Genomic DNA, 14,730 nt, shown 5'->3' on the forward strand with positions numbered 1-14,730 from the left:
CGGTTCCGACCGTGGTCGTACCGCTCGGGAGGGGCATCCGGGCGGTATCCCGCCGCGGCGCGCGGCGCCGCGGCGGCCGACCCGGTCGACGAGAACGAACCAGACAACCGTGCAGCGACTTTCGTGTGAAGGGGGCGGCGCAGCATGGACTTCAAACTGACCCGGAAAAGCCAGGAAGCACTGTCAGCGGCGATCCGGCGCGCGACCGCGGACGGCAGTCCGCAGGTCGAACCGGCGCACTTACTCACAGCACTCGTCAACCAGGGCGAGGGGATCATCCGTCCCCTGCTCAAAGAGGTCGGAATCTCCCCTGACGAGCTGAACACCAAGGTCGAGCAGGCCATTGCCGGCCTGCCCAAAGCGGCCGGCAGCACGGTGAGCGCACCGGCCAGCTCGCGCCAGCTCATCGTCTCGATGAACACCGCCGCCCAGCGGGCCCAGCAGATGGAGGACGAGTTCGTCTCCACCGAGCACCTGCTCGTCGGGTTGGCCGCCGACGGCGGCGAGGCGGGGCGCATCCTGCGCGACGCCGGGGCCACCCCCGAGGCGCTGCTGGAGGCGTTCGAGCGGGTGCGCGGCAGCGGCCGGGTGACCTCGGAGAATCCCGAGGAGACCTACCAGGCGCTGGAGAAGTACGGGGTCGATCTGACCCAGCAGGCGCGCTCAGGCGCCCTCGACCCGGTGATCGGGCGGGACTCCGAGATCCGCCGCGTCGTCCAGGTACTCTCCCGCCGCACCAAGAACAACCCGGTGCTGATCGGCGAGCCCGGCGTCGGGAAGACCGCGGTCGTGGAGGGTCTCGCCCAGCGTGTCGTGGCGGGCGACGTACCGGAGTCCCTGCGCGACAAGCGGCTGATCGCACTGGACCTGTCGGCGATGGTGGCCGGCGCGAAGTACCGCGGCGAGTTCGAGGAGCGCCTCAAGGCCGTCCTGAACGAGATCAAGGAGAGCGAAGGCCAGATCATCACGTTCATCGACGAGCTGCACACCATGGTCGGTGCCGGCGCGGCCGAGGGCGCGATGGACGCGGGGAACATGCTCAAGCCGATGCTGGCGCGCGGTGAGCTGCGCATGGTCGGCGCGACCACGCTGGACGAGTACCGCGAGCGCGTCGAGAAGGACGCGGCGCTGGAGCGCCGCTTCCAGCAGGTGCTCGTGGACGAGCCTTCGGCGGCCGACACGATCGCGATCCTGCGCGGCCTCAAGGGGCGCTACGAGGCGCACCACAAGGTGCAGATCGCGGACTCGGCGCTGGTGGCGGCGGCCACCCTCTCGGACCGCTACATCACCGCGCGGTTCCTGCCGGACAAGGCCATCGACCTAATCGACGAGGCGGCATCGCGGCTGCGCATGGAGATCGACTCGCGGCCGGTGGAGATCGACGAGCTGCAGCGCACGGTCGACCGGCTGAAGATGGAGGAGATGGCGCTGGAGAAGGAGTCCGACTCCGCGTCCGTACAGCGGCTGGAGCGTCTCCGCGCGGATCTCGCCGACCGGCAGGAGGAGCTGAACGCCTCCTGGCCCGCTGGGAACAGGAGAAGGCGGGCCTGAACCGGGTCGGTGAGCTCAAGGAGCGCCTGGACGACCTGCGCACCCAGGCCGAACGCGCCCAGCGCGACGGGGACTTCACCGAGGCGTCCCGACTGATGTACGGGGAGATCCCGCAGGTGGAGAAGCAGCTCGAAGAGGCGTCCTCCGCCGCGGAAGAGGAAGAGGAGTCCCAGCATGACAGCGCGCCGCCGGCCATGGTCAAGGATGAGGTCGAGGCCGACGACATCGCCGATGTCGTGTCGTCGTGGACCGGTATCCCGGTCGGGCGGCTGATGGAGGGCGAGACCGCCAAGCTGCTGCGCATGGAGGAGGAGCTCGGCAGGCGGCTGATCGGGCAGTCCACCGCCGTCACCGCGGTCTCCGACGCCGTGCGTCGCGCCCGGGCCGGCATCTCCGACCCGGACCGCCCCACCGGCTCGTTCCTGTTCCTCGGCCCCACGGGTGTCGGCAAGACCGAGCTGGCCAAGGCGCTGGCGGAGTTCCTGTTCGACGACGAGCGCGCCATCGTGCGCGTGGACATGAGCGAGTACTCCGAGAAGCACTCGGTGGCCCGGCTGGTGGGGGCGCCGCCCGGCTACATCGGCTACGAGGAGGGCGGCCAGCTCACGGAGGCGGTACGGCGCCGCCCGTACACCGTGGTGCTGCTGGACGAGGTGGAGAAGGCGCACCTGGAGGTCTTCGACACGCTGCTCCAGGTCCTGGAGGACGGCCGCCTCACCGATGGCCAGGGACGCCTCGTGGACTTCCGGAACACGCTGCTGATCCTCACCTCGAACCTGGGTTCGCAGTTCCTGGTCGACCCGTCCCTGGAGAACGGGGTCAAGCAGGAGAAGGTGATGTCGATCGTCCGCACCACCTTCAAACCGGAGTTTCTGAACCGGTTGGACGACGTCATCATGTTCGACGCGCTGTCGACGGAGGAGCTGACCCGGATCGTCGACCTGCAGGTCGACAAGCTGGCCGCACGGCTGGCCGACCGCCGGCTGGAGCTGGAGGTCACCCCGGCCGCGCGGGAGTGGCTGGCGCTCACCGGCTACGACCCGGTCTACGGCGCCCGTCCGCTGCGCCGCCTGGTGCAGGCCTCGATCGGCGACCCGCTGGCGAAGGCGCTCCTTTCGGGCGAGCTGCAGGAGGGCGCCACGGTCATGGTGGACCTGGACGAGGAAAAGGACGCGCTCACTGTCGGTGCCGCGGGCAGGGAGGACGCGGCCTCCTCCTGATCCGCGACCGGCACGACAATGGGGCCGGCGGAACGTCGGCCCCATTGTCGTGTCCACGGCGTGCCACGCCCCGCGCAGGCGCGTGCGGCGGCTCCGGCTGGCCGCCGCCCTTCGAGGGAGCAGGAACGGAACCGCCACCACCCCTTGTTGAAAACGGTTTTCATTGTATGAGATGATCCGGGTACGGCACATAGAGTGCTACCCGCCCGGCTCCGGGGCTCCCGACACCGCCCCGGAGCCGGGCGGGGCTCAACGGGACGCGTCCGAGACCGGTCGGCGGAAGGGAAGCGGAATGGACGAGCCGAACCGGGCGGCCGCATCTGCGCCCCCGTACGCATCCCAGGAGTCGTGGGAGCTGCGGCAGAGCCTGCCGGATCCGCTTCCCGCGGACGTGATCGTCGCCGCGAACCGGCCCAGGGAGAATGTGGCCTCGCATCGGAGCTACAGCTACAACGGCTGGGATTTCGACGTACCGCCGGGCGTGTTCTCCCCGGGACTGACCAGCCAGGTCGTGTTCGACCGGCTGCTCGACGGCACCATCCCCCTCGCGGGCGGGCGCTACGCCGTCATGGGGTGCGGACTCGGTGTCGAGACCGTGATCGCGGCGAAGCGGGGCGCGAGAGAGGTCTACGCGCTGGATCTGCACCCGGAGAGCGTCCGGAACACCACCGCCCACTACAAGCGCCTGGCCGGAGAGCACTCCGGCACCCGCCTGATCCCGATCACCTCCGACCTGTTCGACCGGTTCCCCGAATCGGGCGAGGTCGACGTCGTCACCTTCAACCCGCCCGCAGTCAAGGAGGCGGTCAGCGACGATCCCGACATCGTGCGCAACATGTGCGTGGGGAGCGGCGTCGTGACGCGCTTCTTCGACCAGATCGCCGAACGCGACCTGCTCGCCCCCGGCGGCGAGGTCGACGTCGTCATCTCGAACACCTCGGAACTGCGGAAGATCACCGGGCACGCCCTCGACCTCGGTTTCTCCCTTGAGACCGCCCACAGCCAGGGATGGGACGGCAGCGACGTGCGCACCTACCTGTTCCGGCTGCGGCGGTAGCCTCCGGTCGGCTCCCGGCAGCCGCGACTGCGACGCCCCCTGGCCGGCTGGTCAGGCGCCGGGAGCCTCCCTCTCTTCGCTCCGCGAGTCCGGCGGCCGCGCCGGGGCGCCCACTCCCGCGGACCGGCCGACCTCCCGAGGCGGATCACCCGGTCCCTCCGGCCGGCACCCCCGGCCGTACGGCGCCGCACGGCCGTCCACGCAGCGGCCCCTTCCCTGGCGGCCCCGACCCCGCGGAACCTCACACGAGACGGAAATCCTTGCCGGTGTGCGCGTATCCACACATGCCCGAGGGCCTCCCTCCTAGCGGACTCCTCCTACTAGGTAGTAACATTATTTTGTTACTAACCAGTAGATCGCGTGTACAGACACAGCGGCCACGACACAGCGGAGCGCGCCATGACGCACTACAAGAGCAACCTCCGTGACCTCCAGTTCAACCTTTTCGAGGTCTTCAAGCGCCAGGACGTGCTAGGCGACGGCCCGTTCGAGGAGCTGGACGAGGACACGGCTCGCACCATTCTTGACGAGGTCAACCGGCTCGCCACCGGGGTCGTGGCCGAGTCCTTCGAAGACGCCGACCGCAATCCCCCCGTCTTCGACCCGCAGACGAGCACCGTCTCCACCCCCGACAGTCTGAAGAAGTCCTACCGGGCCTACATGGACGCCGGCTGGTACAACCTCGACCTGCCCCAGGAACTGGGCGGTCTCGGCGCACCCCGCTCCCTGGTATGGGCGGCCGCGGAGCTCATCCTCGGCTCCAACCCCGCGGTCCACATGTACGCGGGCGGTCCGGGCTTCGCCAATGTTCTCTGGCTGGAGGGCAACGAGGCGCAGAAGCGGTTCGCCGAGCAGGCGATCGAGCGCGGCTGGGGCGCCACCATGGTGCTCACCGAGCCCGACGCCGGATCCGACGTCGGCGCCGGCCGGACGAAGGCCGTCGAGCAGGCGGACGGTACCTGGCACATCGACGGTGTGAAGCGGTTCATCACCTCCGCTGAACAGGACATGACCGAGAACATCTTCCACCTGGTCTTGGCGCGTCCCGAGGGCGCCAAGCCCGGAACGAAGGGTCTCTCGCTGTTCCTGGTCCCGAAGTACCTGGTCGACGAGGACGACTCCCTCGGCGAGCGCAACGGCGTCTACGTGACCAACGTCGAGCACAAGATGGGCCTCAAGGCGTCCACCACGTGCGAGCTGACCTTCGGTGCCAAACACCCGGCCGTCGGCTACCTCGTCGGCGACAAGCATGACGGCATCCGGCAGATGTTCCTCATCATCGAGTACGCCCGGATGATGGTCGGCACGAAGGCGATCGCCACGCTGTCCACCGGCTACCTGAACGCCCTGGAGTACGCCAAGGAGCGCAAGCAGGGCGCCGACATGACCCAGATGTCGGACAAGACCGCCCCGCGGGTCACCATCACCCACCACCCTGACGTGCGGCGCAGCCTGATGACGCAGAAGGCCTACGCCGAAGCGCTCCGCGCCCTCGTCATCTACACCGCCTCCCAGCAGGACGCGGTGCAGATCGCCCAGCACAAGGGCGAGGACCACAGCGACATCGAGGCCCTCAACGACCTGCTGCTGCCCATCGTCAAGGGGGTCGGCTCCGAGCGCTCCTACGCGCTGCTCTCCGAGTCGCTGCAGACCCTGGGCGGCTCCGGTTACCTGCAGGAATACCCGATCGAGCAGTACATCCGCGACGCCAAGATCGACACCCTGTACGAGGGCACCACGGCGATCCAGGCGCAGGACTTCTTCTTCCGGAAGATCGTGAAGAACAACGGCAAGGCGTTCGGGCAGCTCGTCAGCGAGATCAAGGCCTTCGCCGACAGCGATGCCGGCAACGGCCGGCTCAAGGACGAGCGCACCGCCCTCGCCGAGGCCACAGCCGACGTCGAGCGGCTCGTCGAGCTCATGGTGGGCGACACGATGCGCGCCGCCGAGGAGCCCCGCGAGCTGTACAAGGTGGGCCTGAACACCACGCGCCTGCTGATGGCCGTCGGCGACATCGTCCTGGCTGGCTGCTGCTGCGCCAGGCCGAGGTCGCCCTGTCGGCTATCGACGGCGCCGATCAGGCGGACCAGGACTTCTACACCGGAAAGATCGCGGCCGCGCGGTTCTTCGCCGGCCAGGTCCTTCCGCGGGTGGCCGCGGAGCGCAGGATCGCGGAGGACACCACGCTGGATCTCATGGAGATCCCCGAATCGGCCTTCTGAGCCGGTCTCCCCTCCCGGCCAGGAGGCATGGCCGGTAACACGGAGCGGGCGGGGCGGTCACCGCCCCGCCCGCTCCGCTTGTGCGGTCTGCCGGGCCTCCCGCCGCGGCGCGGGCAGTGGGAGCGTCCGTAGCGTGCTCGCTGACGCGGGACGGCGGGAATCCCCATGAAAAAAGCTCACTGCGGGCGCCGCCTCTTGGTGATGGCATACTGCGATGCGGGTAGTCGTAGAACGTGGGTCGGCCTCCTCCCCTCAGCCGAAGCGGAGGGCGTCCCGCGCGGGCGCAGTCGCCGCACTCCTCGCGGAACGCGCCTGTGGACAACGGCAGATCACACCTCATGACGCGCCGCGGAGGCAGCCAATGGGTATCGGGCTCGGGATCTTCCTCATCGTCATCGGCGCCGTGCTGAAATTCGGCATCACCGCCGATGTGGCCGCGCTCGATCTGGACGCCATCGGGGTCATCTTCATGGTGGCCGGAGCCGCGGTCGTCATCCTGACGATCTTCATGATGATCCTGCGCCGCGAGCAGCCGCACCACGAGCGGGTCGACAGCGACGGCGACGTGGTCTGAACCGGCCGCTCCCCCGCCCGCGGACCGGATCGTGCACGACGACGCGCAGCAGCCGGCACCTCCGCCTACCGCCGCACCCGCGGGTAGCGCCACAGCTGGACGATGAGGACGAGCGCGGCGGCGACCGTCGTCGCCGCGACGGGCAGGAAGGCCAACTGGAAGGCGGGGCCGCTGGGCGGCTCCGGCAGCGCCTCCAGGATCAGGCCCGCGCCCACCGTGGTCAGCACCACGGCGAGGAAACCGCTCATGTTCACCAGGCCGGCCGCCACCCCGGTCCGGTGCGCGGGAACCCCGTCCCGGGCGAAGTCGAACGACAGGGGCGCCGCCATCATCATCGCCGCGGAACAGCAGGCGAGGTGCGCGACCACCACCGGCGCGGGTGGTGGACCCCCGGGCCACGCGACGAGAGCGATCCAGCCCAGGCTCAGAAGCACGGCGGAGACGAGCACGGTCGGTTTCCGGACACCCGGCCGGCGCCCGATCAACGCCCCGATCACGGGCGACGTCCAGAGGGTGGCGACCCCGAGCACGGTCAGCACCAGGCCCGCCGCAGCGGGGGCGAAGCCCATCCCCGCCACGAGGAACGGGTAGCCCCACAGTGCCGCCAACATGGTGTAGGGCGCCTGCATGACAATGTGGTTGGCCATGCCCACGCGTGACCCGCGCGCCTTCGCTGCCTCGACCAGGCTCGCCCAAACAGGGAGCGGCTTGCGCGCGTGCCCGTCCCGCATCCCGGCAGGACGGTCCCGCACGACAAGCAGGACCAGCAGCACCATCACCGCGGTCACCGCGCCCGCACCGAGAAACGCGGCGGTCCAGCCGAGCCCGCGCAGCGCCGCTGACAGCGGGACCACACTGGCGACCTGGCCGAGTCCGCCGATCATCCCGGTGAAGGCGCTGACCAGAGCGTACTGCGACCGCGGGAACCACAGCGCGCCGAGCCGAAGGACGTTGAGGAAGGTCACCGCGTCCCCGGCACCGATGAGCACCCGCGCGGCGATCGCCACGTGGATGTTCGGGGCGACGGCGAACAGCACGACGCCGGCCACCATCGCCAGCAGCCCCATCAGCAGCGTCCGGCGCGGCCCCAAGCGGTCCGCCAGCAGCCCTGCGGGCATCTGCAGGACGAGGTAGACCACGAGCTGCATGACGGGGAGCGCCGACAGCAGCGCCGGTCCTACCTGGAAGCGCTCCTGGGCCTCCAGCGCGGCGACACCGAGCCCGTTGCGGTGGAACATCGCCAGGAAGTAGACGCCCACGGCGACGGCCCACACGAGCCACGCGCGGACACCGCCGGGCGGCTCGACCGCAGTAGTGGTCGGCAGGGTCCGATCATGGGAGGAATGAGCGGAATACTGTTGCGGCTGAGGCGGTGCGGCGGTACTCACCGGCGCGCCCCCAGCATCGCGCCCGCGGCGTCCATGTGCGCCTGGACCGCCTCGCTCGCGGCGCGGATGTCGCCGGCGCGGATCGCGTCCATGATCGCGGCGTGCTCCCGGATGTTGCCCCGCAGCCGCTCCACGGTGCGCGCCCCCTCCTCCATCATCCGCAGCTGCCGATCGCGCAGCGACTCGTAGAGGTCGAACAGGACCCGGTTCCCGGCCGCTTCGACTATGGCCCGGTGGAACTCGCGGTCGGCGAGGACGAACGCGCGCTTGTCGGTCTCAGCGGTCGCGCGCATCTCGTCCAGATGCTTGGTGAGGGTCGGCACGAGCGCGGCACGCTCCTCCTCACCGGCTCCGGCGACCCGCTGGGCGGTGAAGCCCTCGACGAGCCTGCGCGTCTCGATCACGTCGTCGATCTCCGCCTGCGACACGGGCACGATCAGCGCGCCGCGCTTGGGGTAGAGGCGGACGAGGCCCTCGCCTTCGAGCCGGAGGAGCGCCTCGCGCACCGGGGTACGCGAGACTCCGATGCCGGTGGCGATGTCGCCTTCGCTGATGAGCTCACCCCCGGCGTAGCGGCGGGTGAGGATGGCGTCCTTGGTGTACCGGTAGGCACGGTCCGTTGCGGACAGCTTCGTATCCATGTCGTATCTATGCTAATGCCGACATGACCGGAGACTGCTGTGATTCCTCTTACGCCCCCGCGATGGACACATCACCGACCGAAGAGGGCACGCCGGCCTCCGGCACGGCATGAAAGGCGCCTTGAAAACGAGAAAACACACTCAGTCACAAACGAATCTCTGGTAGTGATTTTTTAACCACGTTGGATATTAGGCCTTTTCGACACGGAATCCGTTTCAACGAAACCCCTAACAAGCGAATCAGGGTTCCACTGACCGATTCAGGCCACCCGCCGAAGCGGACAGGACTACTAAAGACGCACTCTGAACTGCGGCAACGGCACCGCATCCGCCCCCTGGCCACGTTCCGCTCTGTGACGTGCACTACATCCGACGAACTCTCCCCCTAGGGGGCCATTGCTGCTACGATCCGGAACGCAAAGAATAACTGTGAGGTAACGACCCACCTAGTTGCCTCATTACCTCAATCTTTGTGGAGATTCCGGACCACCGTCCCCCACGGCGCCTTCCCCTCTCTCAAACGGCGCCGGAGCGGTACGGTCCCGCTTTGGGCCGCGCCAGCGTGGTCACATCGACGGGGCGGCGCCCCCACCGCCGGTCCCTCCGAACAGTAGGAGATGTCCTTGAGCCACTGGCGCCTGAACAACCCTCGGTCCTGCCGCGTGAAATCCGCCCTGGCGAGCCGGGGCAAGCACCGGCCGCGTCACGCCTTCTGCGCCGAGCGTGCGATCTCGGCTCTCTGGGACGAGTTGATCTCCGTGGCAGCACGCCCGATGTACCGCGCCGGTTCGACGGACCTCGCCGTGATGTCGGTGCGCTGCGGGATCAACGTCTGGTGCCGTGACGGCAAGTTCTACTGGAACGATCTCTTCGGCATGACGGTCACCCATCCCGCCAGCGATCCCGCCGGTGCCGCCGCCCGCCTCCGTCCCTTCCGCTGGAGCGCCGAGCGCGACCGTCACGCCCTGGACCTCGCCCCCGCCTGATCTCGGCGCCGGCCGCACGCCATTAGGCGTCGCCCGCGCACGAAGCGCCGTCGACCGCAGCAGCGCGGCGGTCCGGATGTTCCCGGCCCGCCGCGAATCCCGTCTCCGGCTTGTGGTGATCAGGGGTCGATCTGCCCACCGACCTGCTCCGCGACCTCATCGGCGAAGGTGGTCACCCTGGTGTAGAAGCCCAGACCGCCGTCCTCCTGGCACTCCTGCACGCTGAAGGACACCACCCCGGCCGGCCTGTCGTCGATCACCAGCGGCCCTCCGCTGTCGCCCGCGCAAGCGTCCACGTTCGCGCCCTCGCCGCTGACCCCGTTCCCGCAGACGTAGGACTCGGCGTCGTAGGTCAGGTCGGGCTCGACGACCCCGGTGCGCTCCCCGTCGGAGGGGAGCGCTCGGACCGACACCGCGGCGGCGCCGCCCATGGGCCGGTGTGGGGAGGGGCAGAGCGTGCTCGGGGCAAGGGAGTGTCACACGCTTCTGCTCACCGGCCGGGAGAAAGGTCGATGTGGGGGTCGACGGCGCCGCCGCGGTGATCGGCACGCCCCGAAGCTAACCCGGTGCGCACCGCGGCGGGTATCCGCCATGAGGCTGGATTTCATACCCTCCGAAAGACGGAGGCCGCTCCCCGGAAAGGCGGATCCGCGCTCGGTCAGCGGGGCCGCCCTTCCACTGTCCTCAGCGTCGCGGACCCTCGGCGCATGCCGGGCGGTGCGCTCCCCAACGACCGCGGTGCCCTGCGACGGCGCGGGAGGAGATCAGGGAACCGGCGCGGGTCGCGGCGGCCGCGACATGCGCTCGCCGGGATGTCCGGAGCCTGGGGATACGATCGTCGGGGGACCGCCTCAAGGAGGTCTTCTCCCCTTGGGCACGCTCACGTCGATGGCAACCTGCGCGGACCCGCTGTGGAAGGAAAAAGGAGAGCGACCGGCTCCCACCGGCCGCGCGAAGACGCTATTCGGACTCCTCCTCCGCCTCCTCCTCTTCTTCCTCTGCCACCTCCTCTTCCTCCCGCTCCCGCTCCTCGCGTTCCCGTTCGGCCTCGGCGCGCGGCCGCGCGTTCGGTGCACACTTCGGGAGCGGACGCGGAGCCGCCGTCGACGGCCACGACGGTGAAGCAGTACTCGGCCACGGTGTCGTCCGTGGTCACCTGGGCGACCTCGGCTCCGGGGCCGGTCCTGGCCAGGGTCGCGGGGTCGTGGTCGGCTATGCCCCCGACCACGAAGTAGCTGGCCGTCCCTCCGGAGTTGTCTGTCCAGCGCACCTGTACGCTGCTGAGGCTGTCCTCCAGCCGTACCTCGCCGGGTTCGGGGACGTCCGGTGGCTCCTCGGAGGCCGGCGACGGGTCCGGGCCGGCCTGCTCCTCCGGCTCCGCGCCACCGCTGCCGCCCGATCCGCCGCCGTCCTCGCCCTCCTGGTCCGCCGCGGCGGCCACGGACAGCGGCTGCGAACCTTCCCCGTTCAGTCCCGGCCCGGGGTGCACGGCCGCCGTCACCGCCGTGGCGCCGGCGACAACGATGATGGACGCGACAGCGGCCACGATGTGCAGGTGCCGGCGCCAGCGGGGTGCCCGGCCGGGTGCGAGGTCGCTGTAATCGGGCCACTCCTCGCGGCTGTCCTCCTTCTCGCTCTCCAGAGCGGGCAGGGACAGGGCGTTCGCTCGGCCGGTCCACCTCTCCAGCCGGAACCAGCCGCGCTGGGCGAAGAGGTCCTTGTTCAGCGTGACACCGCACAGCCGTGCGACCAGGTCGGCCGTGAGCCCGATGGTGTCCTTGGGGTTCGACCCGAGGCCGCTTGAGCCCGCGGGCGGGGTGGCCTCCGGTCGGGGGGGGGACGCGGCGGCCGGAGGACGCTGTTCCGCGCGCCCGGGGCCGGACGGCTCCGGCGTCCCCGGATCCGGGGACCGCGACTCCCAGGGCCAGGGCTTCGAGGGCGGGGGTGCCGGCGGCTCGGGTTCCGGGCGGCGGCGCCTGATGCCCCCTCTCAGCGACGTCGCGGTGGTGTTCGGATCCTGCGGCGGTGCCTGCGGCCCGGTGGCCGGGGTCCCCGGCTCTGCCGGGGGCGGGGACGCGGCGGGCCCCGCGGTCCGGGGGCCGGTCGGCCACTGAGCCGCGGGGGCCTCCGATGCGTGCTGCTGCATCCCGGTGCGCTCCAGGTCGGCCTCGAACGCGCCCGGGGTCGGGTAGCGCTCGGCCGGATCTTTGGCCAGGGCCCGCAACAGCACCTCGTTCAGTTCCCGCGGCACGTCGGAACGCGGTACGGGTCGTGCGGGGGTCCTTACCGCCAGCTGGGCGTAGGTCCGCGGATCGACGGGGCTCCCCTCGTCGGAGAACGGGGGATGACCGGCCAGCAGTGTCCACAGTGTGGAGGCGAGCTGGTAGACGTCGGGAGAGGGGCCGTGGGGCGTACCGCGCAGGATCTCGGGCGGCGCGTGGAACACCAGCTCAGAGCTGGTCCGCAGCTTCGGCGGCGGGGCGCCGATCTCCGCGGTCGCCCCGAAGTCGCTGAGCACGGCGGTGCCGCCGGCACGCAGGACGTTGCTGGGGACGACCTCGTTGTGCAGCCGCCCCTGGCCGTGTATCCCCGCCAGCGCCCCCGTGACGGCTCTCCCTACGCGGACGGCCTCCTGGACCTGAAGCGCCCCGCTCGCGGCGAGGATGTCGGTGTAGGAGCCCTCGGGGTAGAAGGGCATGACCGCCACCGGCGCTCCCGAGACCACGCGCGATGTCCAGCAACGGCACGACCCCGCGGGCGCCTGCCAGCTCCCGCAGCCGGGTGATCTCGTGGAGGCCCTGTTCCTCCTCCATCACCTTCAGGGCGACGGTCGCCTCACTGTGCGCGCTGACCGCCCGGTACACCCGGGCGCGGCGGCCCCGGTAGGCGAGGGCGAAGGAGTGGAAACCGTGCGCCCATTCGGTGGAACGCTCTCCACCGGACATCTCTGTGCTCTCTTTCCCTCGTCTGAGCGCGGTGGCCCGCCCCGCGCTTGGGCACGGAGCACTGACGGGTGTGGTCTCGGCTCGGCGCTGACCGGATCCGGCCGCTGTCCTCATCCGGCAGGGGCGCCCTGGCCGGAGGGCTGTTCGCCGGTCCCCGGCCCCAGGTTGCGGCCTGTCTGGCGTTCCTCGTTGATCTGCTGCTGCTTCTCAAACGCCGAGGCCACGGCGATCCCGCCGCAGATGATCGCGATGAGGATGACACCGCCGATCACCGCCGGCCAGACACGCTGCCGGCGGCGCCAGTACCGGCTGGAGCCATACAGCAGCGCCGCGCGCAACTGGCGGCGGCGCAGGGCGTCGGCCTGCAGCAGGTACTGCTCGGCGTTGGGGGTGAAGCGGAACGCTTCCGGCACCATCGGGTCGGCATCAGGGGGTGCCGGAGCCTGCGGTGGTGATGGAGAGGGCGGAGAGGACACGGGCTGGAGGGCCTAGAACAGGTTGTTGGGGTGCTTCGACAGCTTGGCGTAGTTGTGCGCCGCGCCGTCGGTGGCGTCGATCAGCTTGGCGAACGCGCTGTTCACCGACGCGGACTGGCTGTCGAATTCCTCGGCCTTGGCCTTGAACTGCTCGTTTCCCGAGCCCTCCCACTTGTTCACCGTGGTCTCGGACTGGGTCTTGATCTGCTCCATGATGCCCTGGAACCGGGCCAGGTGCCCCTGCTGGTCGGCCGAGAGCTCCTGCAACCCGCCGACGTTGCCGTACACCTCGTAGCCTGACACGCCTGTCTCCCTTCGACGTTGCTGTCCTCGCTGGTCGGGTGGCTAAGCCATCCAGCTCTCAGCCGTTGATCGGCCGCGCGAGGCCGCCCAGCTCACGGCCGGTCCCACCGAAATCGTCACCGGATTCAGAGTCGGTCCAGTTGACCTGCTTCTGGCCCTCGTTCAGCTTGATCCCGTTGTTGCTGTACCAGGTCATGAGCTCGTCGAAGCGGGTCGTCAGCTCGTTGCGCGCCTCGCGGAACTTGGCCAGGGCGTTGCCCTGGAGGGAGTCCGCGTCCCGGTCCATGTCCTGGATAAGACTGTTGAGCTGCGAATACAGCCCTTCGGATTCGATACCGAGATCCTCACCGCCCCTTGACAGGGCATCCGCTTCTGTCAGACCAACGTGATCGGCCATGGGGTTTCCCTCCGAGTGATTCGAGTGAGCAAGGGCCTTACCACTGGATGCGCGCGAACTACCAGGTCAGGACATATGCGCCAGTGAAGTGAATACCAGCGTGAGCCCCCTGATCACGCGGAGAACGACGTTAATAGCACCATGTCACCCGGTCAACGAGAGGCCACGCACCGCTTCCGGAACCGGTTCGCGCCCCACGGGGTCCGCGTGGTAGCGCTACCGCTTGCCAGATCAACCGATAGCGGCGAAAGCCGAACATCCTTCACCTTCTGCTGCTCGGCGGGGACAAGCGCTTTCGGCGCATCGCGTTTCCACCTTCCAAAACCCCTCAGCCGGTCCGACGAGAAACGGAGAAGCACTGTGAGCGGCAACGAAGTCGGCGTGAACGTCGAGGACGCCTACGAAAAGGGGCGGACGCCGAAGAGTACGCGGCGGGATTCACGGGCCTGGAAGCGGACTTCGAGGACATCCTGGTCTCGGCATCGAGAAGTTCCGGTGACGCCCCCGGCGTCGTGGGCTGGAAGAAGTTCCTCGATTCACAGGGGGAGTACATGCACGACGTCTCGAAGCACGGCCAGTCGATCGCGAACAACATCAAGTCGGGGGCCAGCCAGGCCGGCCACAACGACGACGAGACCGGGAGCGAGTACTCGGATGCGGGATCGAACCTCGCCCGCGACATCAACAGCGGGCTTCCGCCCCAGGTCCGGTGACCGGGCCTGTCCTGACCGGACTTTCGATTAGGAGGGGCGCCGGTGTCTCAATTCTCCCCGAAAGAGTGCGATGCCAGTGTCGAGGGGCTGCGGAACGGCTCCGAGAAGATCACGGGCCTGATAGAGCGGATCACCGGGAAATCCGGAGATCTGAACGCGCTCTTCAACGACTCCGCGAGGGAGTTCTCGGACCTCATCGCCGACGACCTGAAATCCGTCGCCGAGGACAACCGCGGCGCCTGGGAGAAGGCCATATT

Annotated in this window: 11 protein-coding genes and 3 pseudogenes; 7 read left to right on the plus strand and 7 right to left on the minus strand. The window is 69.3% G+C overall.

Features of this window, described 5'->3' with window-relative positions; translation table 11 throughout:
- The first annotated feature begins 144 nt into the window (after positions 1 to 144).
- The 4 genes and pseudogenes from clpB (at position 145) to VS93_RS14550 (ending at position 6,624) form a co-directional block, all read left to right on the plus strand.
- Positions 145 to 2,771 (plus strand): annotated as a pseudogene (gene clpB / locus VS93_RS32760) (ATP-dependent chaperone ClpB).
- 292 nt (positions 2,772 to 3,063) lie between these two features.
- A complete protein-coding gene (locus VS93_RS14540) occupies positions 3,064 to 3,828 on the plus strand; it encodes a methyltransferase (protein ID WP_082126891.1) in 765 nt (254 codons plus the stop codon).
- Between the two features lie 399 nt (positions 3,829 to 4,227).
- Positions 4,228 to 6,050: pseudogene (locus VS93_RS14545) on the plus strand (acyl-CoA dehydrogenase).
- Positions 6,051 to 6,411: 361 nt separating this feature from the next.
- The gene (locus VS93_RS14550) at positions 6,412 to 6,624 is read left to right on the plus strand and encodes a DUF6458 family protein (RefSeq protein WP_046470470.1); all 213 of its coding nucleotides are present in this window, start codon (positions 6,412 to 6,414) and stop codon (positions 6,622 to 6,624) included.
- Positions 6,625 to 6,689: 65 nt separating this feature from the next.
- Here VS93_RS14550 and VS93_RS14555 read toward each other — a convergent pair whose 3' ends face one another.
- Together VS93_RS14555 and VS93_RS14560 are read right to left on the minus strand one after the other, a co-directional pair.
- The gene (locus VS93_RS14555) at positions 6,690 to 7,949 is read right to left on the minus strand and encodes an MFS transporter (protein ID WP_046470485.1); all 1,260 of its coding nucleotides are present in this window, start codon (positions 7,947 to 7,949) and stop codon (positions 6,690 to 6,692) included.
- 59 nt (positions 7,950 to 8,008) lie between these two features.
- Entirely contained in the window at positions 8,009 to 8,653 is a 645-nt protein-coding gene (locus tag VS93_RS14560; protein WP_046470471.1) for a GntR family transcriptional regulator, read from the minus strand.
- A 623-nt stretch (positions 8,654 to 9,276) separates the two neighbouring features.
- Between VS93_RS14560 and VS93_RS14565 the strand changes: the two genes are divergently transcribed.
- Positions 9,277 to 9,639, plus strand: a complete 363-nt coding sequence (locus VS93_RS14565; RefSeq protein ID WP_046470486.1) for a hypothetical protein — start codon at positions 9,277 to 9,279, stop codon at positions 9,637 to 9,639.
- A gap of 119 nt (positions 9,640 to 9,758) precedes the next feature.
- Here the strand turns inward: VS93_RS14565 and VS93_RS14570 are convergent, their stop codons facing one another.
- The 5 genes from VS93_RS14570 to VS93_RS14590 all read right to left on the minus strand — a co-directional run bounded on the left by VS93_RS14570 (position 9,759) and on the right by VS93_RS14590 (position 13,760).
- Complete coding sequence (locus VS93_RS14570) at positions 9,759 to 10,052, minus strand: trypsin-like serine protease (protein WP_162231686.1); 294 nt, start codon at positions 10,050 to 10,052, stop codon at positions 9,759 to 9,761.
- 467 nt (positions 10,053 to 10,519) lie between these two features.
- Positions 10,520 to 12,337, minus strand: coding sequence for a serine/threonine-protein kinase (locus tag VS93_RS32545; RefSeq protein WP_269082859.1), 1,818 nt, complete (start codon positions 12,335 to 12,337; stop codon positions 10,520 to 10,522).
- Positions 12,338 to 12,694: 357 nt separating this feature from the next.
- Positions 12,695 to 13,000 carry a hypothetical protein gene (locus tag VS93_RS14580; RefSeq protein ID WP_236700551.1) on the minus strand — a complete coding sequence of 102 codons (306 nt, stop codon included), beginning with the start codon at positions 12,998 to 13,000 and terminating at the stop codon, positions 12,695 to 12,697.
- Positions 13,001 to 13,072: 72 nt separating this feature from the next.
- Positions 13,073 to 13,363, minus strand: a complete 291-nt coding sequence (locus VS93_RS14585) for a WXG100 family type VII secretion target (protein ID WP_046470474.1) — start codon at positions 13,361 to 13,363, stop codon at positions 13,073 to 13,075.
- A gap of 58 nt (positions 13,364 to 13,421) precedes the next feature.
- Positions 13,422 to 13,760, minus strand: coding sequence for a hypothetical protein (locus VS93_RS14590; RefSeq protein WP_046470475.1), 339 nt, complete (start codon positions 13,758 to 13,760; stop codon positions 13,422 to 13,424).
- 551 nt (positions 13,761 to 14,311) lie between these two features.
- On the opposite strand from VS93_RS14590, the gene VS93_RS14595 reads away from it, so the two are divergent.
- Together VS93_RS14595 and VS93_RS14600 are read left to right on the plus strand one after the other, a co-directional pair.
- Positions 14,312 to 14,473 carry a hypothetical protein gene (locus tag VS93_RS14595; protein WP_156184845.1) on the plus strand — a complete coding sequence of 54 codons (162 nt, stop codon included), beginning with the start codon at positions 14,312 to 14,314 and terminating at the stop codon, positions 14,471 to 14,473.
- Between the two features lie 42 nt (positions 14,474 to 14,515).
- Positions 14,516 to 14,730, plus strand: a pseudogene (locus VS93_RS14600) (hypothetical protein); the annotation flags it as partial.

This window comes from Allosalinactinospora lopnorensis, assembly GCF_000981225.1.
GTDB classification, from domain to species: domain Bacteria; phylum Actinomycetota; class Actinomycetes; order Streptosporangiales; family Streptosporangiaceae; genus Allosalinactinospora; species Allosalinactinospora lopnorensis.

Bases quoted from the DNA above. Each gene is read 5' to 3' on its own strand.
- VS93_RS14540 (WP_082126891.1), top strand. From the start codon at position 3,064: ATGGACGAGCCGAACCGGGCGGCCGCATCTGCGCCCCCGTACGCATCC.
- VS93_RS14550 (WP_046470470.1), top strand. From the start codon at position 6,412: ATGGGTATCGGGCTCGGGATCTTCCTCATCGTCATCGGCGCCGTGCTG.
- VS93_RS14560 (WP_046470471.1), bottom strand. From the start codon at position 8,653: ATGGATACGAAGCTGTCCGCAACGGACCGTGCCTACCGGTACACCAAG.
- VS93_RS32545 (WP_269082859.1), bottom strand. From the start codon at position 12,337: ATGCCCTTCTACCCCGAGGGCTCCTACACCGACATCCTCGCCGCGAGC.
- VS93_RS14580 (WP_236700551.1), bottom strand. From the start codon at position 13,000: ATGGTGCCGGAAGCGTTCCGCTTCACCCCCAACGCCGAGCAGTACCTG.
- VS93_RS14590 (WP_046470475.1), bottom strand. From the start codon at position 13,760: ATGGCCGATCACGTTGGTCTGACAGAAGCGGATGCCCTGTCAAGGGGC.
- VS93_RS14595 (WP_156184845.1), top strand. From the start codon at position 14,312: ATGCACGACGTCTCGAAGCACGGCCAGTCGATCGCGAACAACATCAAG.